The 23260-nt window shown below is 69.3% G+C and carries 21 protein-coding genes and 1 tRNA gene; 11 read left to right on the top strand and 11 right to left on the bottom strand.

Annotation, left to right across the window (positions count from 1 at the left end):
* Nucleotides 1–20 precede the first annotated feature (20 nt).
* The 9 genes from ACZ7LV_RS29725 (at nucleotide 21) to ACZ7LV_RS29685 (ending at nucleotide 9241) form a co-directional block, all read left to right on the top strand.
* Entirely contained in the window at nucleotides 21–470 is a 450-nt protein-coding gene (locus tag ACZ7LV_RS29725) for a phage tail tube protein (protein ID WP_471943767.1), read from the top strand.
* Nucleotides 467–961, top strand: coding sequence for a hypothetical protein (locus ACZ7LV_RS29720; protein WP_471943765.1), 495 nt, complete (start codon nucleotides 467–469; stop codon nucleotides 959–961). The genes ACZ7LV_RS29725 and ACZ7LV_RS29720 overlap by 4 nt, the downstream gene beginning before the upstream one ends.
* 164 nt (nucleotides 962–1125) lie before the next feature.
* Nucleotides 1126–3309 (top strand): phage tail protein, encoded by a 2184-nt coding sequence (locus ACZ7LV_RS29715; protein WP_471943763.1) that lies wholly within the window; start codon nucleotides 1126–1128, stop codon nucleotides 3307–3309.
* 9 nt (nucleotides 3310–3318) lie between these two features.
* The gene (locus ACZ7LV_RS29710; protein ID WP_471943761.1) at nucleotides 3319–7077 is read left to right on the top strand and encodes a hypothetical protein; all 3759 of its coding nucleotides are present in this window, start codon (nucleotides 3319–3321) and stop codon (nucleotides 7075–7077) included.
* 9 nt (nucleotides 7078–7086) lie between these two features.
* Complete coding sequence (locus ACZ7LV_RS29705) at nucleotides 7087–7614, top strand: hypothetical protein (RefSeq protein ID WP_471943759.1); 528 nt, start codon at nucleotides 7087–7089, stop codon at nucleotides 7612–7614.
* Nucleotides 7615–7677: 63 nt separating this feature from the next.
* Nucleotides 7678–7905, top strand: a complete 228-nt coding sequence (locus ACZ7LV_RS29700) for a hypothetical protein (protein ID WP_471943757.1) — start codon at nucleotides 7678–7680, stop codon at nucleotides 7903–7905.
* The gene (locus ACZ7LV_RS29695; RefSeq protein ID WP_471943755.1) at nucleotides 7905–8729 is read left to right on the top strand and encodes an N-acetylmuramoyl-L-alanine amidase; all 825 of its coding nucleotides are present in this window, start codon (nucleotides 7905–7907) and stop codon (nucleotides 8727–8729) included. The genes ACZ7LV_RS29700 and ACZ7LV_RS29695 overlap by 1 nt, the downstream gene beginning before the upstream one ends.
* A 3-nt stretch (nucleotides 8730–8732) precedes the next feature.
* A complete protein-coding gene (locus tag ACZ7LV_RS29690) occupies nucleotides 8733–8960 on the top strand; it encodes a holin (RefSeq protein WP_471943753.1) in 228 nt (75 codons plus the stop codon).
* On the top strand, nucleotides 8957–9241 hold the full coding sequence (locus ACZ7LV_RS29685; RefSeq protein WP_471943751.1) for a hypothetical protein: 285 nt from the start codon (nucleotides 8957–8959) through the stop codon (nucleotides 9239–9241). The genes ACZ7LV_RS29690 and ACZ7LV_RS29685 overlap by 4 nt, the downstream gene beginning before the upstream one ends.
* Before the next feature lie 52 nt (nucleotides 9242–9293).
* Here the strand turns inward: ACZ7LV_RS29685 and ACZ7LV_RS29680 are convergent, their stop codons facing one another.
* Genes ACZ7LV_RS29680 through ACZ7LV_RS29670 form a run of 3 tightly spaced genes read right to left on the bottom strand, consistent with a single transcriptional unit; the run spans nucleotide 9294 to nucleotide 10925 of the window.
* A complete protein-coding gene (locus tag ACZ7LV_RS29680) occupies nucleotides 9294–10142 on the bottom strand; it encodes a helix-turn-helix domain-containing protein (protein WP_471943749.1) in 849 nt (282 codons plus the stop codon).
* 23 nt (nucleotides 10143–10165) lie between these two features.
* Nucleotides 10166–10693, bottom strand: a complete 528-nt coding sequence (locus tag ACZ7LV_RS29675; protein WP_471943747.1) for a DUF6879 family protein — start codon at nucleotides 10691–10693, stop codon at nucleotides 10166–10168.
* Nucleotides 10665–10925, bottom strand: coding sequence for a hypothetical protein (locus ACZ7LV_RS29670; protein WP_471943745.1), 261 nt, complete (start codon nucleotides 10923–10925; stop codon nucleotides 10665–10667). Before ACZ7LV_RS29670 ends, ACZ7LV_RS29675 begins: the two co-directional genes overlap by 29 nt.
* 224 nt (nucleotides 10926–11149) lie before the next feature.
* Between ACZ7LV_RS29670 and ACZ7LV_RS29665 the strand changes: the two genes are divergently transcribed.
* Both ACZ7LV_RS29665 and ACZ7LV_RS29660 read left to right on the top strand, forming a co-directional pair.
* Nucleotides 11150–11740 (top strand): hypothetical protein, encoded by a 591-nt coding sequence (locus tag ACZ7LV_RS29665; protein ID WP_471943743.1) that lies wholly within the window; start codon nucleotides 11150–11152, stop codon nucleotides 11738–11740.
* The gene (locus ACZ7LV_RS29660; protein ID WP_471943741.1) at nucleotides 11737–11931 is read left to right on the top strand and encodes a hypothetical protein; all 195 of its coding nucleotides are present in this window, start codon (nucleotides 11737–11739) and stop codon (nucleotides 11929–11931) included. Before ACZ7LV_RS29665 ends, ACZ7LV_RS29660 begins: the two co-directional genes overlap by 4 nt.
* A gap of 989 nt (nucleotides 11932–12920) precedes the next feature.
* Here ACZ7LV_RS29660 and ACZ7LV_RS29655 read toward each other — a convergent pair.
* From ACZ7LV_RS29655 to dnaN, 8 genes are all read right to left on the bottom strand, one after another.
* Nucleotides 12921–12994, bottom strand: a tRNA-Ile gene (locus tag ACZ7LV_RS29655).
* Nucleotides 12995–13094: 100 nt separating this feature from the next.
* Nucleotides 13095–13904, bottom strand: coding sequence for a DUF3566 domain-containing protein (locus tag ACZ7LV_RS29650; RefSeq protein WP_401675082.1), 810 nt, complete (start codon nucleotides 13902–13904; stop codon nucleotides 13095–13097).
* Nucleotides 13905–13922: 18 nt separating this feature from the next.
* Nucleotides 13923–16523, bottom strand: coding sequence for a DNA gyrase subunit A (gyrA, locus tag ACZ7LV_RS29645; protein WP_471943739.1), 2601 nt, complete (start codon nucleotides 16521–16523; stop codon nucleotides 13923–13925).
* 42 nt (nucleotides 16524–16565) lie between these two features.
* Nucleotides 16566–18650 carry a DNA topoisomerase (ATP-hydrolyzing) subunit B gene (gene gyrB, locus ACZ7LV_RS29640; RefSeq protein ID WP_471943737.1) on the bottom strand — a complete coding sequence of 695 codons (2085 nt, stop codon included), beginning with the start codon at nucleotides 18648–18650 and terminating at the stop codon, nucleotides 16566–16568.
* 440 nt (nucleotides 18651–19090) lie between these two features.
* On the bottom strand, nucleotides 19091–19624 hold the full coding sequence (locus ACZ7LV_RS29635; RefSeq protein WP_401675073.1) for a DciA family protein: 534 nt from the start codon (nucleotides 19622–19624) through the stop codon (nucleotides 19091–19093).
* On the bottom strand, nucleotides 19621–20742 hold the full coding sequence (gene recF / locus ACZ7LV_RS29630; RefSeq protein ID WP_471943735.1) for a DNA replication/repair protein RecF: 1122 nt from the start codon (nucleotides 20740–20742) through the stop codon (nucleotides 19621–19623). The genes ACZ7LV_RS29635 and recF overlap by 4 nt, the downstream gene beginning before the upstream one ends.
* Nucleotides 20743–20814: 72 nt before the next feature.
* Nucleotides 20815–21690, bottom strand: a complete 876-nt coding sequence (gene gnd / locus ACZ7LV_RS29625) for a phosphogluconate dehydrogenase (NAD(+)-dependent, decarboxylating) (protein ID WP_401675069.1) — start codon at nucleotides 21688–21690, stop codon at nucleotides 20815–20817.
* A gap of 202 nt (nucleotides 21691–21892) precedes the next feature.
* Complete coding sequence (gene dnaN / locus ACZ7LV_RS29620; protein ID WP_401675066.1) at nucleotides 21893–23023, bottom strand: DNA polymerase III subunit beta; 1131 nt, start codon at nucleotides 23021–23023, stop codon at nucleotides 21893–21895.
* Nucleotides 23024–23260 lie beyond the last annotated feature (237 nt).

Genomic DNA, 23260 nt, shown 5'->3' with positions numbered 1-23260 from the left:
TCGTCATGCCCGGAGGAGACATGGCACTTCAGAAGTACAACGCCCGCGACGTGGAGTTCCAGATCGAGGACTTCCTGTCCCCCGGCACGTGGATCCCGATCGCCGGCATCAACACCTTCTCCAAGAGCCACGAGGAGGAGACGACCCCCACCACCACCTTCACCTCCAACGGGCAGGCCGAGAGCCAGAAGATGGAGATCGGAAAGCAGCTGGAGATCGAGGGCCTGCGTCTGCGGGACAACGTGACCGGCGCGCTCGACCCCGGCCAGGCGAAGGTGGAGGCACTCTCCGAGCGGCTCGGTGAGGACAGCCTCGGTCGTGTCCGCTTCTCGCACAAGCAGGACAGCACGTGGGAGGTGTGGACCGCGCACGTCACCCTGGGCGACCAAGGCGGCGGCAACAACGACAAGACATCGTGGGCGGCCACTTTCACCCGCTCCGGCGCGAACACCACGGCGGCAAAGCCGTGAGCCCCGCGCGCAAGCCCGCCGCCGGGCACGAATCGTGGGACGACTTCTGGGCCGAAGCCTCCGGCACCCGCACGGAAGTCATCCGCGGCGTGGAGATCCGAGTACCCACCGACATCCCGCTCGCCATGGAGAAGCGAGTCGAGGAGCTCCGCGACTCGGACGCCGAGGAGGACCTCGCCGAGCTGCTGCGGATGCTGTTCGGCGCCGACGTCCTGGAGCAGTGGATGGAGGTCGGCATGGGCGCGTTGGAGCTCCAGACCGTGCTCACGTGGGGCATGGCGCAGGCTGGCGGCCGAGACCTGACCTTTGCCGAGGCGCTGGAGTTCGTCCGGACGGGCGGCGGCGAGGGAAAAACGCTCGGCCCGAAGGGGCCGAACCGGGCAACGCGGAGGGCTGGCGGACCCGCGAAGCGATCCGCCGCTGGTGGTGGGCAGTCGAAGCGGACTTCCGCCGCGAGTACCAGCTCACGCCAGAAGGCATCGCGCAGCTGACCCGCCGCACCTTCTACACCCTGCTCGCGGGCCTGTCCCCGGAAGCGGTCTTCCGGCAGGTCTCCAAGGACTTCGTGTCCGTGATCGACGACGACGAGCAGATCCGGGCCGCCCTGCGCAGCTGACCACCACAACTCATCAGCGGACGGACGGGGGTGGGTGGGATGGCCCTGTCCATCGGCGAGCTGGTCGGCTTCCTCCACGCGGACGACAGCGGATTCCGGCGCGGCCTGGACTCGGCACGGCTGCGCATGCGCGGCCTGCGCCGCGACACCGACGGCCAGCTCCGCGACCTCCGCGGTCGCTTCATCTCCGAGGGGGAGGCGGCCGGCCGAGGCCTGGCCGACGGGATCCGAGCGCACGCGGAGAGGGCCGCACCGGCCGTCAAGGCGGTGGGTATCGCGGCGGCCGGGATCGGGGTGGGCCTGCCGGCCGTGACCGCGGTGGGGGCAGCCCTCGGCGGCATCGCGGCAGGCGCGGCCGCGGCCGGCCTGGCCGTGAAGGCCTTCCAGCTGGCCGCGAAGCCTCAGCTGGAGGCGGTAGCGGAGGCGACGAAGGCGGCGGAGACCGCCGAGGCCGCGCACGAGAAGGCCGCGCTGAAGAAGGCCGCCGCGCAGAAGCTCGCTGCGAAGGGCGGCGACGAGTACAAGGCCGCGCTGAGGGAAGCCGAGTCGGCGACGAAGGCCGCCAAGGAGGCCGACGCCGCGTACAAGCGCGAGCTCGAGGCGCTGCCGCCCGCGACGCGCGCGTACGCGGTCGCGTTGCAGGGGCTGAAGACCGACCACGAGGAGTGGTCGGCGTCCCTGGCCGACACGACGATGCCCGTCTTCACCAAGGGCATCGAGATCCTGCGGAGCCTCCTGCCGCAGCTCACGCCGTTCGTCCAGGCGGCGGCCACCGCTTTCGGTGACTTCCTTGGCCAGGTGGCCGTGGGAGTGAAGTCGGCTCGCTTCAAGGAGTGGGCGGCGGACATGTCCGCGGCCGCGGGCCCGGCCCTGGCCGACTTTCTCCAGGTGATCAAGAACCTGGCGGTCGGTTTCGCAGGCCTCCTACAGGCGTTCCTCCCGGTCTCGGACGACATGACCGGCGGCCTCGTCTCCATGACCGAGGCGTTCGCCAACTGGGGCACCTCGCTGGGCGACAGCCAGGGCTTCGCCACGTTCATCGACCTGGCCCGCGAGGGCGGCCAGACCTTCGGGGTGCTGGCAACCGCGGCCCTAGAGGTGTTCTCGGCCCTGTCACCGCTGGTCGGCATCACCGCCCAACTGGCGATCTTCCTCGCGGACATCATCAACGCGACGCCGCCGGGCGTCCTGTTGGCGATCGGTGCCGCCTGGGCAGCGATCACCCTCGCCATCAAGGCGTACACCCTGTACACGCGCATCGCAGCGATCGCGACCCGCGCATGGGCCATCGCTCAGGGCCTGCTCAACACCGTCATGATGCTGAACCCGGTCGGCCTGGTGATCGCTGCGATCGTGGCCCTGGTCGCGATCGTCGTGATCGCCTACAAGCGGTCGGAGACCTTCCGGGACATCGTGCACGCGGTCTGGGAGGCCGTGAAGAAGGCCATCATCACGTCCGTTGCATGGATCATGGACGCGATCGGCTGGTTCGCGAAGATCCCCGGCCTCATGGCGCGGTACTTCGGGCTGGCGAAGGACTGGGCGATCAGGAAGTTCTTGGAGCTGGTCGCGTGGCTGGCCGGTCTGGACGACCGCGCGAAGGCTGCACTCTCCGGCCTCGCGGGCGCGTTGCAACGGCGCGCGGCTGAGGCCGGCATCAAGCTGGTCACGGCGATCCGGCAGAAGCTGAACGACGCCGTGAACTGGGTCCGGGGCTTGCCGCAACGGGCGCGGTCGGCGCTGGGCAACCTCGGCGGCCTGCTGTGGAGCGCCGGGCAGAGCCTGATCCGCGGCTTCATCAACGGCATCAAGTCCATGATCGGCTCCGTGCGGGACGCAGCCTCCAACGCCGTATCGGCGGCGCGGAACTTCTTCCCGTTCTCCCCGGCCAAGGAAGGCCCCTTCTCCGGCCGCGGCTACACCACGTACTCCGGGCGGGCCCTGATGGAGGACTGGGTGAAGGGCGTCGAGGACCGCATGCCGGCGGTCCGGTCGGTGCTTGCGGGCATGGAGATGCCCATGCCCGCACTGGCGGCTGCTGGTGTCGGCCACCCCTGGACGGGCGCGCCTGCGGGAAGCACAGAAGGCAGCCGGGCCGTGCGGCACCTGCACCAGGTCAAGCTTCAAATCGCGGGCCCGGAGGAAATGACCAGGCTCATTCGAGGCATCGTCTCCGACACGGGAGGCGGAGACGTGCAGCTGACGTTCGGCAGGAAGTGGTAGGAGGCAACGATGGAGCTGGATCTTCGCGGGGAGTTCCTGATCGACGGGCAGTGGGTGGACGCCACTGGCAACCTGCTGAAACGCCAAGCGATCACGCACACGCGCGGGCGCCAGGACCAGGGCGCCCGCGTGGATCCCTCCACCTGCCGCCCACTGATCAACAACACCGATGGCAGGTTCAGCCTCGACAACCCGAGAAGCGAGTATTACGGGAAGTTCGGCCGTAACACGCCCTTCCGGCTCACCATCGCCGGCGGCCGGACCTCCCTGGCGACGACCGGCGCGACAGACCGGGCGGAGACGCCGGACGCTCCGGCGCTGGGCATCACCGGTGACCTCGACATCCGGGTGGAAGCCACGCTCACCTCGTGGCGGTCAGGGGACGTGGTCGAGCTCGCCGGAAAGTGGGACTTCGCCACCCAGAAGTCGTGGTTCCTCAGCCTGTGGTCCAACCGGATCCTGCTGTGGTGGTCGTCGGACGGGTCGGTCGAGCTGAGCGACTCCTCATCGGCTGAGCTGAGCGACCCGCCCTCGGGAAGGATGGCCATCCGCGCCACCCTGGACGTGAACAACGGCGCGGGGGGTCGCACCGCCACCTTCTACACCGGCCCGTCCGTCAACGGCCCGTGGACACAGCTCGGCGCCCCCGTCATCACGGCCGGTACGACGTCCGTCTTCGACAGCACGGCCAGCCTCGACGTCGGCGCCGTGTCGAACATCGCTTTCGCCGACCCGGCCGGACGCTTCCACGCCTTCCAGCTACGCAACGGCATCGACGGCCCCATCGTCGCGAGCCCGGACTTCGGCGCCCAGACGCCCGGCGCTACGTCCTTCGTGGACGGCAGCGGCCTCACCTGGACGCTTGCCGGAAACGCCGCCCTGACCAACCGGCACACCCGGCTGAGTCACGAGCTGGCGGCCGCCCCCACGGAGTGGCACCCCTCCGGCAAGCACGTATGGGTCTCGGCCACGACAGCGGGAATCCTGCGCCGCATGCGCCGCAGCAGCAAGGCCCTGGAATCGACGCTCCGCCGGCGTATTCCCTCCGGTAACCCCCTGGCGTATTGGCCCATGGAGGACGGACGGAACGCCACCCAGTTCTACTCGCCGATCCCCGGGGTGCGGCCTTTGACGACGCACGGCATGGACCTCGCTGCGGACGACACTCTCGCGGGGTCCAACGCGCTGCCCGCCGTCCGCGGCGGAGCCTCACTGGCGGGCAACGTGCCGGCCCCCGCTGGCAACCCGGCCCAGTGGCACACCGAGTTCATTTTTTACCTGCCCAACAACGGCCCGGCCACTGCGCGAACTGTCTTGCAGTGGCTGGGCACGGGCACGGTCAAGCGGTGGCGGCTGATGCTCACCACCAACGGGTCGAACGTCTTCGGCTACGACGATGACGACAACGTGATCACGTCCTCACTCCTGAGCCTGACCGGGGTGGGCGTGTTCAACGCGTGGTGCCGCTGGCAGCTGTTCGCCCGGCAGAACGGCGGCAACGTCGAGTGGAACCTTCGCTTCGTGCCGATCGGCGGCCAGGGGTCGGGCCTGATCACGACCAGCTTCCCGGGCACCGTTGGGCGCATCTCCGGGGTGCACGCTGGCAGCTGGCACAGCGACCTCGACGGCCTCCTCCTGGGCCACATCGGCGCCTTCACGACGATGAACACCACCATCTACAACAGCGCCGACCTCGGCTTCACCGGCGAGACAGCAGGCCGGCGCATGCAGCGACTCGTCAGTGAGGAGAACCTTCGCCTCACCGTGACGGGCCGCATCGACGAGCAGACCCGCGTCGGTCCCCAGCGTCCGGCCCAAGTCCTCGAACTGCTGGAAGAGGCCGCAGACGCTGACGGCGGCATCCTGTATGAGGACCGGGAGCGGCCCTCGCTGCGCTACCGGGACCGGAAGTCGATGTACAACCAGTCGCCGGCGCTGGTGCTGGACTACAACGCTCCTGGTCTGGCTCCGCCGTTGCAGCCGACGGGCGACGACGAGGCGACCGAGAACGACGTCGAGGTGCAGCGCGTCAACGGCAGCACTGCCCGCGCTGTCCTGGAGGATGGGCCGCTGTCGGTGCAGGACCCGCCGAGCGGGGTGGGCCCGTATCCCGTGTCGGTGCCGCTCAACTTGCACTCCGACGATCAGGCGGAACCCATCGCTTTCTGGCGGTTGCACCTCGGCACGTTCGAGGGCCGCCGCTATCCCCAAGTGCGGGTGATGGTCCACAGCGCTCCCGGGTTGCTGGACCAGGTCCTCGCGGTCGATGTCGGCGACAAGATCGTCATCAAGAATCCGCCGCCCTGGCTCGCGCCGGGTGACATCGAGTTGATCGTGCAGGGCTACGAGGAAGTTTTCGCCAGCGAGCGGCAGTGGGACATCATCTTCAACTGCACCCCGGGCCAGCCCTGGAACGTCGGCGAGATCGCGATCGCGGAAGACTTCAGCGACGCCACCTACGCGGTCACCATCACCCCCGGCGGAAACCTGCCGTGGGTGCGGTCGCAGGCGCACTACAACTCCGGCACCTGGGCGTTGAGGTCCGGGGCGATCGCCAACAACCAGACCTCCGACGCGATCGTCACCGTGCCGGCCGGGATGACCGCGTTGTCGTTCTGGTACTGGACGTCCAGCGAGGGCTCTGGGCCCGGGTTCGAGGGTGACCGGCTGCTGGTCCTCGTCGACGACGTGCAGGTCCTGCGCGCGCAGGGGAACACCCCGTGGACACCGGCCAGCATCGACGTCACCGGCAAGACTGCCGTGACCTTCCGCTACATCAAGGACAACTCCGCGACCGGCGGCGAGGACGCCGTTTACATCGACGACCTGCTGTTCACCGGGCGGGCACCGGTCCGGATCGACGCCAACGAGGGCGGATCGACGCTCGCCCTGGCGGCGTCGGACACGGCGACGCAGCTGCTCGTACACACGCCCGCCCGCACGGTGATGGCACCCACCCCGTGGATCACGTCCGAGGGGCCGGCGCCCGTCTATCCGGGGGACTTCCCGCTCGACATCCGGCTCGGCGGGGAGGCGGCCCGCGCGACCAAGTGCACGCCGGCAGCGTGGGACACCTTCACGCGCACTGTCGCCAGTTCGTGGGGCACGGCCGACAACGGGTTGCCGTGGGTGGACGCCAACGGGGCCGCCTCCGACCGGTCCGTCAACGGATCGGCCGGAGTGCTGACCCTGGCGTCGGCTCGGGACACGCCGCGCTTCGAGCGGATCGTCGGCAGCATCACGGACTGCGAAGTCCTGGTACGCATCAGCGTTGACCAGGTGGCCACTGGCGCGGCCCTGCTCCCGGCGATTCTGCTGCGCTACGTCGACGTGACGAACTATTACAGGGCGCGCCTGCACTTCGACACGTTGGGATTCCTGGCCGTGTCGATCACGCGCGGGACCACTGCTGTGGGCAGCTCGGTAGCGCTTGTCCCCACTTACAGCGCCGGACAGTGGATCTGGCTCCGCGCCCGCCTGACGGGGCACCGTGTGCAGGTACGCGCGTGGCCCGACGGCACGACCGAGCCGGGCGTCTGGCATGCCGACCAGACGGTCATCACCAGCCCGATCGCGTCCGGCCAGGTCGGCATCGCCGGGTCAGCGTTCGCCACCAACACCAACACCAACCCACAGCTCCGGTTCGACGATTTCCGCATCGTCACGCCCCAGATCATGACCGTCCAGAGGTCCCTCAACGGCATCACGAAGGCGCACACAGTCGGTACCGAAGTGCGTGTGGACCGGCCCGCCGTCATCGCCTTGTAGGAGGACCTCGTGACCTTCATCGCATTCCCGGGCTGGCTGCCCGGCATGATCATGACCGAGGAGCGGGCCAACTCTGCTGCTCTGTCGGGGCGGGTCGTCTTCAAGGCGACGCGCGACACCAACCAGTCCATCCCGACGACCGGGTCCGCCAACCCTGACAACGCCAACTCCCTCAGCTGGGAGACCGTCAACGTCGACGACCTCGGCGGCTGGTCGGCGGCATCACCCACCCGCTACACCTGCCAAGTCCCGGGCTGGTACAAGGTCGACGCGCGGGCCGGCTTCAACGGCTCGGTGGCCGGGACGGCACGCACGCTGGGCATCTTCGTCAGCGGGACACTCGCACCCGGCGGCCACTTCCGCAATTCGAGCTCGTTCACCAACTCCAGCCATACCGTGGACGGCTACCTCACGGCCCTACTGGGGGTAGGCGACTACATCCAGATCGCGCCAGGCCAGGACACCAGCAACCCCCTCCTGACGGCGACGGGCGGTGTCCGGCCCACGATCGAGATCCAGTTCGCGCACCCGGCGTAGCCCCTCACCACCCCGCAGCCCCGAGCCAGCCGGCCGGGGCTTTCTCATGCCCTGGAGGAATGCATGGCCGCAGTGGTCCATCCCGCGATTACCCAGATGCTCCGCAACTTCCGGTTCGACCACCTGCCCCCTCACCTCCAGGAGGTGAGCAAGCCCTTCCACGACCTGGCGCACCGGCTCGCCGGGACGCTGGCCGGTCCGGAAGTCACGAAGGCGCTGGACGACCTGTGGAAGGCGAAGAACTGGGCGGTTGTCGCCGCGTCCAATGGTGGGCAGGAGGGGAGCGGCTGATGGAACTCGTTACACGAGGGCAGCTCGGCTGGCCGGCTTCCGCTGCCCCCGCCCAGGCGACAGCGAAGGGTGTCAAGGTCCACTGGCTCGGCCAGGCGGTCTCCGCTGCCCTGGCCAAGGACCACTCCCGGTGTATCGCCCTTTGGCGCAGCATCCGGGAGGCCCACCTCGCGAACACCGAGGAGAACTACTCGGACATCGCGTACAACCGCGGTGCCTGCGTGCACGGCTACGTCCTCGAGGGCCGAGGGCCGGGCAAGCGAACGGGCGCCAACGGCAATCAGAAGCTCAACCAGGCCCACTACGCGATCGTGGCCCTGATCGGGGACGAAGGGCTTACCGAGCCGACCGATGAGCTCCTGCACGCGCTCCGCGACGGAATCGAGGACCTGCAGAAGCGCGGCGCCGGGAAGGAGATCCTCGGCCACCGGGACGGCTACAGCACCGAGTGCCCCGGCCCGGACCTGTACGCCTGGGTGAAGAAGGGCGCACCCCGCCCGGGCGGGAAGCCCGGCCCGCCATCGCCGGGGGCGACGCACCCGGTAGTCGACCTCTCCCAGCTCGTCGCCGCGCGGAAGGCCGATCCGCCCAAGCCCGGCACACCGGTCTCGTACGCCGGGACGAGGACCGTGGAGGCCGCCCTCGTTGCCGAGGGCCTCCTCACCAAGAGCCTGGCGGACGGCCACTTCGGCACCGCCACCGTCACGGCCTACGCGGCCTGGCAGCGGCGTTGTGGCTGGTCCGGCGCCGACGCCGACGGCACGCCCGGCATCGCTTCCCTCACCAAGCTCGGCAAGCGCCGCGGCTTCGACGTCAAGGAGTAGCCCATGTTCACCCTGCCCTTCTGGAAGGCGACCGGCGAGCGGTCGGTCCGCACCTTCGCCCAGGTCCTCGTCGGTACTCTCGGCCTCGAGGAGCTCGGCCTCATCAGCGCCAACTGGGGTGAGGGCCTGACGCTCGGCGCCGGCGCTGCGGTGCTCACCGTGCTCACGGCCGTGGCGACGTCTGGTGGTTCGGAGGGACCGGGTCTCACCGAGATCGTGAAGCGCCGGTGACCGTTCCGGATGCGACTGTTGCCGTGGAGCTGGAGCGGCTCCGCGGCACGGTCGCAACGGGATTCGCGGAGGTCAAGGGCTCGCTGTCGGTGCTCGTTGAGAGATCGGCGCGGCACGAGCAGGACCTGGTCCAGCTCCGTGACGACACGGAGAAGGACCTCGACGCCATCCGTGAGGATGTCGAGGCCTTGAAGAGGAACCGGTGGCCCCTGGCGGCCGTCGGTGCGCTGACGGGCGTCGCTGGCGCCGCGACGGGCGTGATCGCGCTCCTGACACGTTGATCTGGCCCCCTCCTGCCTTCGGGCGGGAGGGGGCTATTCGTCGTGTCTGGGGTCAGTGCAGGGCCTCGATGGCCCGGAGGACCAGGGCCCGCGCGTCCGCCCCGTACACGGCCATCCCGCGGAGCTTCTCGAAGGCCTTCAGGTAGAGGGCGACTTCTGACGGCTGGGTGACTCGCACGCGGGCGGACATCAGCTCCACGGACACCAGCTGGTCGTCGTAGACGTGGAATACCTCCTGGGGCCAGATCGTCCGCTGTGTCGTCCTCGGGATGATGCCGAGGGACACCGAGGGCAGGGCGCCGGCGGTCAGGAGGTAGCCGAGCTGGGCGGCCATGGCGTCGGCGTCGCCGAGCTGGTGGTAGAGAACGGCCTCTTCGATCACCATCACGAAGCGGTGGCCCGGCTCGTGCACGATCTTCGAGCGCTCCATGCGGGCGGCGGCGGCCTGGTCGACGTCGTCCGGCGCGTCGTACAGCTCGGCGACGCCGGCCAGGATGCCGCGGGCGTATCCCTCGGTCTGGAGTAGGCCTGGCACGAGGGTGGGCGAGTAGACCCTGAAGTGCTGCGTGTTGCGGAAGAGGTCGCCGGCGCTGTCCTGGAGGCGCCGCAGCCCGGCGCGTACTTGGCGTCGCCACTCCATGTAGGCGGACTCGGCGTCCCGCGACTGGGCGATGACGTCGGCGGCCTGGTCGTCGGCCTCGCACGCGTGGCACCAGCGGCGGATGTCGTCTGGCGTCGGTGGCGTGCGGGCGTTCTCGAGTCGGCTCGTCTTGGGGTGGGTCCAGCCACAGCGCGCGGCCAGCTCCTTCCCGGTCAGGCCTGCGTCGGCGCGCAGGTCTCGCAGCCGTCGGGCGACGCGTTCGCGCGCGGCCTGGGCTGAGGAGGAGGGAGAGGTGGCCATGTGCTGGGGCTGGACCCTTCGTGCTAGCTGATCTTGTACTCGTCGTGCGGGATGGCCCGTGCCCAGACCGCCTCGAAGGCGTCGGCGCACAGACGGGCTGCGTCCGGGTCCTCGCTGATCTCTCCTGGCGCGCTGGCCCCGTCCCCGGTGAAGTGGTTCCACCGGATCAGACGGCCGTCGAACAGCCAGAAGTCGTTTCCGGGCAGCGCGATGTCCGAAGCACGGCGTCGGGGCAGCCAGCGGACTTGTTCACCGGCGGCCACGTTCGCGGCCGTGCCCGCGTGCTCGTATCGGATGTATTCGCTGACCGGCTCCGAGACGATCCGGGCCCGCCGCACGGTGACGCCGCGGGCGATGGTCCGACGGATCAGCTCTGTCCACGGTGCCCAGTAGGCGGACTCGGGGTCGTCATCGACTTCGCCGGACATCTTCCAGCGCGTGAAGGCGTCTGCCTCCCCCGTCACGCCGTACGCGTCGCGCATCTCCAGATGGACCGCCGAGTGTTCGGCGGTGTCCAGTAGATCAGGAAAGCTGGGCACGCTCTGCGGCATCGCACGCCTCCCTCAGGATCGGCACCATGCGGGCCGGTACCCGCACAACTTGCTCGGTCTCGGGGATGCCGACGGCGTGGCCCGGCACCGTGAAGGCCGCGCACTCCGCTTCCGTGACCTGGTCGGGCTTCCACCCCTGAATGACCAGCTCGCCCCTGCTCTCGTCGACCCAGACGGTCGGGCTCTCGGACTGACCGGTGTTCGGGTCGATGCCGATGAACCGTAGTGACATGGCGGCCTCCCGCGCTCGGCGTGTACACGAATGTTCACACGCTGACGCGGATGGGCGACGGGGTCAAGAGTGCCTGCAAGCCGCTCAGCTGGATGACCGGATCTCAGCGAACATTCGTGAACATTGCTGGATGTGGCGCGGGTCACGCTCGTAGCGTCGGGAGGCACAAGTAACCCCGGCGAGGCGGCTACCTCCCGGGGCATGGCCGACTGGTTGGAGTCGACATGGCGCACGGTACCGCCCCCACCCACCACGTGTCCGCAGTGCGGCCCGTGGAGACCGAACCCGGGGTGCTGGTCCACCCCTCTTCAGACCGGCGCCTGGCAGTCGAGCACTGGCTCCTGTCGACCCTCCCCCCGTCCGACCACGCCCGAGCCCGCATGGAGTGGCAGGAGCACCAGGTGGCGATGCTGCCCCTGGGCGGCCTCTTCTCCGCCGTACGCATCCCTGGACGGCTGATCTTCGCGCTCGCCGCGAGCGACGACTCCGGCGTCGTCGACCCCTTCCTGGCTGACGCTCTGGGCGGCCCGGTCATCTGCGACCCCCACCATGGCGGCCGGTACTACGCCCTGGTGCCGGGCCGTGTCCCGATCACCTGGCGCGGAGCTGCTGACGACTGGCGCGAGCAGGACGTCGATGTCCTCGGACGCGAGACTCTCCTTGGCGTGCCCCGGGTCGACGCCACGACGTACGTCCCGAAGGTCTCGTACTGGTCAGTGCCGATGCCTTCGGCCGGCGAGTTGTGCGCGCCGCTCACGGTCGCTCGGCTGATCGCCGCGGGCCTCCACCAGCTGGCGGAGGAGGTCGGCGCATGACCGACCCGATGGCTGCCGCCTGGAGCGCCTACTGCGCCCACATCGCCGAGTGCGGGCAGTGCCACAAGGGCTTCGCTGTCCGGCATCCGGTCTGTGACGGAGCCAAGCAGCTCGGCCAGGACTACCTCGCGGCCTATCGGGAGACCCGCAGGCAGCGCGCCAGCGCGGTGTCGAGGGGGGCCGAGCGGTGAACTGCGCCCGGTGCAGCCGACCACTCACCGCAGGGGCCTGCGACGTCATCGCGAACCCTGGAGCCACCGCGGCCGGCGCCGACATCCCTGTCTGCCGTGGGTGGTGCCGGTCGACGCCGCCTCAGGCTCCTCCGAAGCGGGACATCGTCCTCAGTGACCCTGTCCCTCCGTTGCCTCGCTCCCGGAAGCGCCGCCGACCGCGCCGGTAGCGGGTGGGCGGCCGCCCCTCAGTCCCCCGCAGGGGCGGCCGCTTGGGTGCCGTGTTGGTGCCCCGTTGGTCGCGGGGCTGTGTGATGTGCGTCCGCAGTCCCGCAGCGCCAGCCGGTCTCCGGTTGAGCGCGGCCGCCCCGTCCTCCGTACTGGAGGGCGGGGCGGTTTACTGTCCTAGGAAGCGCCCCCCGCCGTATCGTCCGGCGGGGGGCGCCCTTCCGACCAAGGGCCGGGGCAGCCGGCCTCGGGTAGCCTCCCGAGCTCCTCGGCCGGGCAGACCCCTGTGCGCACCTGGGTCGGGCTTGTCTGGGGTTGTGCGTCAGGCGGACGGAGCGATCTCTTCCGCCTCCCCACCACGCACTTTACCCACAGCAGCCCCGCGTCTACAGGGTGTAGACCATTCGCGCACAAATCCTTCGCTGCCTGTTCGACCGACTATGCATGCGAATGTCCCGTTGATCCCCGCATGGTCGTGAGTGAATCTGTCGACTTGAGTGCGGCGAGCGTGGCAGGCTTCCCCTAGCAGCCTATTCGGATGAACGTTCGATTAGGCTGCTACTCGATCCGGTCGAGGACGGGAGGCCACGGCCGGACCGACAGCGCCCCCTGCCGAGTGAGTCGGCAGGGGGCGTCCTGCAAGAGTAGAGGGCCCCGCAGACATCACCCCGACCCAACCGGGCTTTGTTACGGGGTAGTAGTGGGGTAGCAAGATCCACAAATGTAGATGGCCGGTAGATCCTGGGGATCTACCGGCCATCTGACCAGGCGTTACGCCTCGGTGGGGCTAACAGGATTTGAACCTGTGGCCTCATCCTTATCAGGGATGCGCTCTAACCAACTGAGCTATAGCCCCGCCGCGCTCTGCGGTGTGTGTCCCGCGCGCTGACTCCTGAAGATTAGCGCACGACTGCGGCACTCCCAAAATCGATAGTCGCAGGACGTTTAGGGGACCGTCACTCGTCCTCGGCCAGCGTCAGCTCCACCCCGCCGACGAAGCCCGCGGAGAGGTTGTAGATGAACGCGCCGAGCGTCGCCAGCGCCGTCGCGAGGACGACGTCGATGACCGCGATGATCGCCGTGAACATCAGGACGTTGGGCAGCGACAGGAACGCCTGCAGGTCGAAGCCGTTCGACTCGTTCGAGCCGGTCGCCTCGGAGATCGTGCCGCCGACCGTGGAGAAGACACCCATGGCGTCCATGACCATCCACAGCACCGCCGACGCCACGATCGTGCAGATGCCGAGCGCGATGGAGAGCAGGAAGCTGACCTTCATCACGGACCAGGGGTCGGCCTTCGCCACCCGCAGCCGCGCCTTGCGCACCCGCGGCGTGGTGCGCGCGCCAGTGCGCGGCCGGCGTACCGCGTTCGCGGCGCCCGGCGCTGCCGGGTAGGCCTGCGGCGGGTGGTACGGCCCGGAGGCCTGCTGCTCGGCCGGTCGCTCGCCGGGCAGCGGGGAAGCCGTCTGCGGGGCGCCCGCCGGCTGCGGCTGGGCGCCCGCTGGAGCGGCCGGGCCCGCTCCAGCCGCGTAGTGCTGGGTCTGCGGGCCACGGGTGTCCGTCACAGTTCCCCCCTGGGATCCATGAGTGTCAGGCGAGTTGGAGGGCGTCTGAGCATCCTTCGCGGGCGACTTGATCGCCCGCAACTGGGTGGTGTGCGGGTCCGTCGCAGACGCGGCGGAGCCACGGCCGCCGCCGCCCGTCTCCGCGCCGGTCGAACTACCGGCCGGGATACCGGTCGATCCGGCGCCCGTGGCTCCGCTCACGCTGACTCACTCCTCGTGCTACTCGGCCGAGGGCGCCGCGCCCTCGTCCGTGCCGGTGGTAACAGCACCCTCGGCACCCTCGGCGGAGTCGTCGACAGCCAGACCGCCGTCGACCTCTTCCGCCTCGCGTCCCGCCTCGGCGTTACGAGCGATACCGACCACGGCATCGCGCTTGCCCAGATTGATCAGTTGGACGCCCATGGTGTCACGGCCCGTCTCCCTGACCTCGTTGACTCGCGTGCGAATCACACCGCCGGACAGCGTGATGGCGAGGATCTCGTCGGTCTCCTCGACCACCAGCGCGCCGACGAGCGAACCACGGTCCTCGACGATCTTGGCAGCCTTGATGCCGAGGCCGCCGCGACCCTGGACGCGGTACTCGTCGACGACGGTCCGCTTCGCGTACCCGCCGTCTGTGGCAGTGAACACGAACGTACCGGGTCGAACAACATTCATCGAGAGCAGTTCGTCCCCCTCGCGGAAACTCATGCCCTTCACACCGGATGTCGCACGTCCCATCGGGCGAAGCGACTCGTCCGTCGCGGTGAACCTGATCGACTGCGCCTTCTTGCTGATCAGCAGAAGATCGTCGTCCGGCGACACGAGTTCGGCCCCGATCAGTTCGTCGTCGGATCCGTCCTCCCGCTCGCGCAGATTGATCGCGATGACACCACCCGAACGCGGGGAGTCGTAGTCCTTGAGCGAGGTCTTCTTCACCAGGCCGCCCTTGGTCGCCAGGACCAGGTACGGCGCCGCCTCGTAGTCACGGATCGCGAGGATCTCGGCGATCGCCTCGTCCGGCTGGAAGGCCAGCAGGTTCGCGACGTGCTGCCCGCGCGCGTCGCGGCCGGCGTCGGGAAGCTCGTAGGCCTTCGCCCGGTAGACGCGGCCCTTGTTGGTGAAGAACAGCAGCCAGTGGTGCGTGGTGGAGACGAAGAAGTGGTCGACGATGTCGTCCTCCTTCAGCTTCGTCCCGCGCACGCCCTTGCCCCCGCGCTTCTGCGCCCGGTAGTCGACGGTCTTGGTGCGCTTGACGTAGCCACCGCGCGAGACGGTCACCACGATGTCCTCTTCGGCGATCAGGTCCTCGATGGACATGTCACCGTCGTAGGGCACCAGCGTGGTCTTGCGGTCGTCGCCGAACTTCTCGACGATCGCGGCGAGCTCCTCGCTGACGATGCCGCGCTGGCGGACCGGCGAGGCCAGGATCGCGTTGTACTCGGTGATCTTCGCCTGGAGCTCGTCGTGCTCCTGGACGATCTTCTGGCGCTCCAGGGCGGCCAGTCGGCGCAGCTGCATCTCCAGGATGGCGTTGGCCTGGATCTCGTCGATCTCCAGCAGCTCCATCAGGCCCGTACGCGCGATCTCGACCGTGTCGCTGGCCCGGATGAGGGCGATGACGTCGTCGATGGCGTCCAGGGCCTTCAGCAGGCCGCGCAGGATGTGCGCCCGCTCCTCGGCCTTGCGCAGCCGGAAGCGCGTACGGCGGACGATGACCTCGATCTGGTGCGTCACCCAGTGGCGGATGAACGCGTCCAGCGACAGCGTGCGCGGCACCCCGTCGACCAGCGCCAGCATGTTGGCGCCGAAGTTCGTCTGGAGGTCGGTGTGCTTGTAGAGGTTGTTCAGCACGACCTTGGCGACCGCGTCCCGCTTCAGGACGATGACGAGCCGCTGACCGGTACGGGAGCTGGTCTCGTCGCGGACGTCGGCGATGCCGCCGATCTTGCCGTCCTTGACCAGGTCGGCGATCTTCTGCGCGAGGTTGTCCGGGTTCACCTGGTACGGCAGCTCGGTGACCACCAGGCACTGGCGGCCCTGGATCTCCTCGACCTCGACCACCGCGCGCATCGTGATGGAGCCGCGCCCGGTGCGGTACGCCTCCTCGATGCCCTTGCGGCCCACGACCAGGGCGCCGGTGGGGAAGTCCGGGCCCTTGATGCGCTCGATCAGCGCGTCCAGGAGCTCCTCGTGCGAGGCCTCCGGGTTCTCCAGGTACCACTGGGCACCGGCCGCGACCTCGCGCAGGTTGTGCGGCGGGATGTTGGTCGCCATGCCGACCGCGATGCCGGCCGAGCCGTTGATCAGCAGGTTGGGGAAGCGGGCGGGCAGGACGGTCGGCTCCTGGGAGCGGCCGTCGTAGTTGTCCGTGAAGTCGACGGTCTCCTCGTCGATGTCGCGGACCATCTCCATCGACAGCGGCGCCATCTTGCACTCGGTGTAGCGCATGGCCGCCGCCGGGTCGTTGCCCGGCGAGCCGAAGTTGCCGTTGGAGTCGACGAGCGGCATGCGCATCGACCACGGCTGGGCCAGGCGGACCAGGGCGTCGTAGATGGAGCTGTCGCCGTGGGGGTGGTAGTTGCCCATGACGTCGCCGACCACGCGCGCGCACTTGTAGAAGCCGCGCTCGGGGCGGTAGCCGCCGTCGTACATCGCGTACAGGACGCGGCGGTGGACGGGCTTGAGGCCGTCCCGGACGTCCGGCAGCGCACGGGAGACGATGACGGACATCGCGTAGTCGAGGTACGAGCGCTGCATCTCCGTCTCGAGCCCGACGGGCTCGACACGGAGGATCTGGCCCTCGTCCTCAGGCGTGACAGGGGTGTTCTCGTCGGCCATAGCTGGTGAAGATCCTTCCTGGAGCGGTCAGCTGAGACCGACTCAGATGTCGAGGAAGCGGACGTCCTTGGCGTTGCGCTGGATGAACTGGCGGCGGGCCTCGACGTCCTCGCCCATCAGGACCGAGAACAACTCGTCGGCCTGCGCGGCGTCGTCGAGGGTGACCTGGCCGAGGACGCGGTGCTCCTGGTCCATCGTGGTGATGCGCAGCTCCTCGGCGTTCATCTCACCGAGACCCTTGAAGCGCTGGATCGAGTCCTCCCTGATCCTCTTGCCGCGCTGGCGGCCCATCTCGATCAGCGCGTCCCGCTCGCGGTCGGAGTACGCGTAGTCGATGTCCTCCCGGCCCCACTTGATCTTGTAGAGCGGGGGACGGGACAGGAAGACGTGGCCCGCCTCCACCAGCGGCCGCATGAAGCGGAACAGGAAGGTCAGCAGCAGGGTGTTGATGTGCTGGCCGTCGACGTCGGCGTCCGCCATCAGGATGATCTTGTGATAGCGGAGCTTCTCGATGTCGAAGTCCTCGTGCACACCGGTGCCGAAGGCGGAGATCAGCGCCTGGATCTCCTGGTTCTGCAGGATCTTGTCGATGCGCGCCTTCTCGACATTGAGGATCTTGCCTCGGATCGGGAGGATCGCCTGGTACTCCGGGTTGCGGCCGGACTTGGCCGAGCCGCCGGCGGAGTCACCCTCGACGATGAAGATCTCGCACTTGATGGGGTCGTTCGACTGGCAGTCGGACAGCTTGCCCGGCAGCGACGCGCTCTCCAGCAGGCCCTTGCGCCGGGTGAGGTCACGCGCCTTGCGGGCCGCCACGCGCGCGGTGGCCGCCTGGATGCCCTTGCGGATGATGTCGGCGGCCTCGACCGGGTTGCGGTCCAGCCAGTCGTTGAGGTGCTCGTAGACGACCTTCTGCACGAAGGTCTTCGCCTCCGTGTTGCCCAGCTTGGTCTTGGTCTGGCCCTCGAACTGGGGCTCGCTCAGCTTGACCGAGATGATCGCCGTCAGACCCTCGCGGATGTCGTCACCCGTGAGGTTGTCGTCCTTCTCGCGCAGCAGCTTCTTGTCGCGCGCGTACTTGTTGATCAGCGAGGTCAGCGCGGCGCGGAAGCCCTCTTCGTGCGTACCGCCCTCGTGCGTGTGGATGATGTTCGCGAACGAGTAGACGCCCTCGGTGTAACCGCTGTTCCACTGCATCGCGACCTCGAGGGACAGGTTCTTGTCCTTGTCCTCCGCCTGCAGGTCGATGACGGACGGGTGCACCACGTCCCCCTTGCGGGAGTTGAGGTACGTCACGAAGTCGACGATGCCGCCCTCGTAGTGGTACGTGACGGTCTTGGGCTCCTGCTTCTCGTCCGCGCCCGCCTCGTCCGCGCCCGCCGTGGCCTTGGCCGACTCGCGCTCGTCGGTGAGCTTGATCGTGAGGCCCTTGTTCAGGAACGCCATCTCCTGGAAACGCCGCGAGAGCGTCTCGAAGGAGTACTCCGTGGTCTCGAAGATGTCCGCGTCGGCCCAGAACGTCACCGACGTGCCGGTCTCGTCGGTCGCCTCGTGCTGGGAGAGCGGGGCCGTCGGGACGCCCATCTTGTAGTCCTGCGTCCAGCGGTGGCCGTCGGTCCTGACCTCGACGGCGACCTTGGAGGACAGGGCGTTGACGACGGACACGCCGACGCCGTGCAGACCGCCGGAGACCGCGTAGCCGCCGCCGCCGAACTTGCCGCCCGCGTGCAGGACGGTCAGCACGACCTCCAGGGCGGGCTTGTTCTCGGACGGGACGATGCCCACCGGGATGCCTCGACCGTTGTCGACGACCCGGACCCCGCCGTCGGGGAGGATCGTGATGTCGATGGTGTCCGCGTGGCCGGCCAGCGCCTCGTCGACGGAGTTGTCGACGACCTCGTACACGAGGTGGTGAAGGCCGCGTTCACCGGTCGAGCCGATGTACATGCCGGGTCGCTTGCGGACCGCGTCCAGACCCTCGAGGACGGTGATGGCGCTGGCGTCGTACGAGGCCGTGACCTCGCCGCTCGATGCGGTGGCCGCGGCGGTCGCGCCGGCGTCGGTGGACGGGATGTTCTCGTTGGGGTTGCCGGAATCGGCCACGAAGCGCCCTTTCTGGCACAGCACGAGCCGGGCTCGTCGGCGGGTTGCCGGAGCGGCTGCGGCATGTTGCGTTGGTAAGCCTTGTTCAGCGTTGCTCAGCTTTTCCCGGGCGGTCCCCACGATCGGGGCGGGATTGTCTCCCAGTCTACCGGTAGCGCCGACAGTGATGGGGGTTTGCCGGTACCTGAGTCCGCATGTGCCGCCCTGAACCATCCTCTTCCGGGTCCCGATATGTGGAAGGGGGCTCCAAGAGGCTCACGGAGGCACTCAGCGCTTCCGGGCGTCAACCCTTCGCTACTCCGGCGTCAGGTCAGGATTCGCAACCGCGTGCGGTTGTACGACGATCAGAGCGGGCCTGTGGAGAACCCCGGTCGTAGAGGGCAGCAGACGTGGCGTCGGTCACATTCGGGACGTGATGCAGTTCACTTCCGAAAGAGGCGCGACGCAGCCGTGAGCGGCGCGGTTCAGCCGTAGGTGTCGCCGGGGCCGGTGCTCCCGGGGGCGCGCAGGGGGCCGTAGCGACGGGTGGGGCCGCTGGGGCCCTGCACCTTGATCGCCTTGACCGCGCCGTGGCCGAGGTCCTCGTTGAGCCGCGCGACCAGGGTGGGGGCGAGCAGCCGCAGGTTGGTGGCCCAGGCGGTGGAGTCGCAGCGCACGAGCAGCACCCGCTCGTCCTCGTCGTACCTCTCGGGGACGCAGTGCTTGGCCACGTCGTCGCCGACGATCTGCGGCCAGCGGCCCATCACCCCGCCCACCGCGGCCGGCGCCTCCCAGCCGCGCTCGCTGATCAGCCGGTTGATCGCCGAGCCGAGCGCCATGGGGTCGCGGCCGTCGGCGCGTGCGCCGGAGCGCAGGCCGCCGCGGCGCGCCTGTCTCTTCTGCTGCACCGCGTCACCCCGCGCGCGTGCCGCCTCCTTCGCCGCCCGCAGCGCCACCCGCGCGAGGTCGACGCCGGACGGTTCGGGGTTCTTCCCCGGGGCCGGTCCGTCCGCCGTCATACCCGCTCCACCGCCCCGTCGGCCACGGTGTACCGCGCCCCCACCAGCACATGCGGTACGTCGTCGTCGACCGCGGCCGTCACCAGCACCTGCTCGCCGGGCGCGACGAGTTCGGCCAGCCGCTCGCGGCGGCGGGTGTCGAGCTCGGCGAAGACGTCGTCGAGGATCAGCACGGGCTCGTTGCCCTCGGCGCGCAGCAGGTCGTAGGAGGCCAGACGCAGCGCCAGCGCGTAGGACCAGGACTCGCCGTGGGAGGCGTAGCCCTTGGCGGGCAGCGCGCCCAGCTTGAGGTTCAGGTCGTCCCGGTGGGGTCCCACCAGGGTGACGCCGCGCTCGATCTCCTGCTTTCGGGCGTCGGCGAGGGTGGCCATGAGCTGCTCGTGGAGCGCCTCGCGCGTGTGGGCGTCGCCCGGGGACGACGGCTTGTACTCCAGGGCGACCGGACCGCCGCCGGGCGCGAGCTGCTCGTAGGCCTTGTCCGCGAGCGGCTGGAGCGCGGAGATCAGTTCGAGGCGCTGGGCGAGCAGCTCGGCGCCCACGCGCGCGAGGTGCTGGTCCCAGACGTCCAGGGTGGACAGGTCCATGGAGCGGCCGCCGTGCCGCCGGGCCAGCGCGGCGGACTTCAGCAGGGTGTTGCGCTGCTTGAGGACCCGGTCGTAGTCGGAGCGCACGCCGGCCATCCGCGGGGAGCGGGCGGTGATCAGCTCGTCCAGGAAGCGGCGCCGCTCGCCGGGGTCGCCCTTGACCAGGGCGAGATCCTCGGGGGCGAACAGCACCGTCCGGACGATGCCGAGTACGTCACGGGGCCTGACCTGCGAGGACCTGTTGATACGGGCGCGGTTCGCCTTGCCGGGGTTCAGCTCCAGCTCGATGAGTTGCTGCCGTTCGCCCTGGCGGACCTGGGCGCGGATCACCGCCCGCTCGGCGCCCATGCGGACCAGCGGAGCGTCGGAGGAGACGCGGTGGCTGCCGAGGGTGGCCAGGTAGCCGACGGCCTCGACGAGGTTCGTCTTGCCCTGGCCGTTGGGGCCGACGAACGCGGTGACGCCCGGGTCGAGCGGGACCTCGACCCGGGCGTATGAGCGGAAGTCGGCGAGCGACAGATGCGTGACGTGCATGGTGGTGCGCCGACCTCCCCCGGTCCGCTTGGTTGCTGCTTGGTTGCTACTGCTTCGGGCTGCTTCTCGGGACTACTTCTTCTCGACCGCGTGGCCGCCGAACTGGTTGCGCAGCGCCGCGATCATCTTCATCTGCGGGGAGTCCTCCTGGCGCGAGGCGAACCGCGCGAAGAGGGAGGCCGTGATCGCGGGCAGCGGCACGGCGTTGTCGATGGCGGCCTCCACGGTCCAGCGGCCTTCGCCGGAGTCCTGTGCGTAACCGCGCAGCTTGTCCAGGTGCTCGTCCTCGTCGAGGGCGTTGACCGCGAGGTCCAGCAGCCAGGAGCGGATGACGGTGCCCTCCTGCCAGGAGCGGAAGACCTCCCGGACGTCGGTCACGGAGTCGACCTTCTCCAGCAGCTCCCAGCCCTCGGCGTAGGCCTGCATCATGGCGTACTCGATGCCGTTGTGGACCATCTTCGCGAAGTGACCCGCGCCGACCTTGCCGGCGTGTACGGAGCCGAAGTCGCCCTCCGGCTTGAGCGCGTCGAAGACGGGCCGCACCTTGGCGACGTCCGCCGCGGAGCCGCCGTACATCAGCGCGTAGCCGTTCTCCAGGCCCCAGACGCCGCCGGAGACACCGCAGTCGACGAAGCCTATGCCCTTGGCGGCCAGCTCCTCCGCGTGCTTCTCGTCGTCCGTCCAGCGGGAGTTGCCGCCGTCCACAACGACGTCCCCGGGCTCCAGGAGCTCGGCCAGCTGGTCGATGGTCGACTGGGTGGCGGCCCCTGCCGGGACCATCACCCACACGACGCGCGGGCCGCTGAGCTTGCCCACAAGTTCTTCCAGGCTGTGGACATCGGCGAGGTCCGGATTGCGGTCGTATCCGACGACGGTGTGGCCGGCGCGGCGGATCCGCTCGCGCATGTTGCCGCCCATCTTGCCGAGGCCGACGAGACCGAGCTCCATCAGTTGTGTTCCTTAGGTTGCGACAGGTGTTGCGAGGTGGCGTCGGGCACGTTCGTACCCGTGTCCGAGCCTAGACCCGGACGGTCGCGCACATCTGTGGGCATACGCGCTCACGCGTACCGCCCCACCTGCGGCTTTCGCATCCGGTGATCCACAGGACCGCGAGGGCTGTGGATCACCGGACCGCCCGGCCCGGACCTCGTCAGCCGCTGAGCCGCACCGGCATGATCAGGTACTTGTACGCCTCGTCCGCCTCGGCGTCGAGCGCCGGCTTGCCGCTGAGCAGGGCGGGCTTGGTGGACGTCGTGAAGGACAGCTGGGCCACCGGGGAGTCGATGGCGCTCAGGCCGTCCAGCAGGAAGGTGGGGTTGAAGGCGATCGAGATGTCGTCGCCCTCCAGCTGCGCGTCGACCCTTTCCACAGCCTGTGCGTCGTCGCTGGAGCCGGCCTCCAGGATCAGCACGCCCTGCTCGAAGCTCAGCCGCACCGGGGTGTTCCGCTCGGCGACCAGGGCCACGCGCTTGACGGCCTCGACGAACGGCGGGGTCTCGATGACGGCGACGCTGTTGAACTCCGTCGGGAAGAGCGTGCGGTACTTCGGGAGGTCGCCCTCCAGCAGGCGGGTCGTCGTACGCCGTCCGGCGCCCTCGAAGCCGATCAGGCCCTCGCCCGCACCCGAGCCGGACAGCGCCAGCGTGACGCTGTCGCCGCTGGTCAGTGCCTTGGCGGTGTCCAGGAGCGTCTTGGCGGGCACCAGGGCGACCGCGGAGGCCTCCGGGTTCTCCGGCTTCCACAGGAACTCACGGACCGCGAAGCGGTAGCGGTCGGTGGAGGCGAGCGTGACCCGGTCGCCCTCGATCTCGATGCGCACGCCGGTCAGCACGGGCAGCGTGTCGTCCCGGCCGGCGGCGATGGCGACCTGGGCGGCCGCGGAGGCGAAGACCTCGCCGGGGACCGTGCCCGTCGCGTTCGGCATCTGCGGCAGCGCCGGGTACTCCTCCACAGGCAGGGTGTGGAGTGTGAACCGCGAGGAGCCGCACACCACCGTCGCCCGTACACCGTCTGTGGAAATCTCCACCGGCCGGTTGGGCAGGGCGCGGGAGATGTCGGCGAGCAGGCGGCCGGAGACGAGCACCGTGCCGTCCTCGTCGACCTCGGCCTCCACCGACACACGTGCGGAGACCTCGTAGTCGAAGCTGGACAGGCTCAGCTGGCCGTCCTCGGCCTTCAGCAGCAGGCCGGCGAGGACAGGCGCCGGCGGCCGCGCCGGGAGGCTGCGCGCCGCCCAGGCCACGGCCTCCGCGAGTACGTCGCGTTCCACCCGGATCTTCACTGTTGCCGCCTCCTGCTGTTGCCGGCGCTTCTCGCCCTGCCTGGCTTCGTCGTCTGTCTCGGTGTCGCTGGCCCTGGGGTGGGAAGAACACCGGGGACCAGTCTGACGCACCGCACTGACAGTAGGCGCCTCTCGGGGTCAAGTCGTGACGAGGGGCAGCCGGGCCTCGAAGGGCGAGTTGTGCACAGGACCCCCTTCGAAGCGGATTTCTCACTCTCTCTGGTCGGGAGTAGTAGT

It is taken from the genome of Streptomyces sp. NPDC107562 (assembly GCF_055657325.1).
This window is presented reverse-complemented; position numbering and strand designations above follow the sequence as displayed.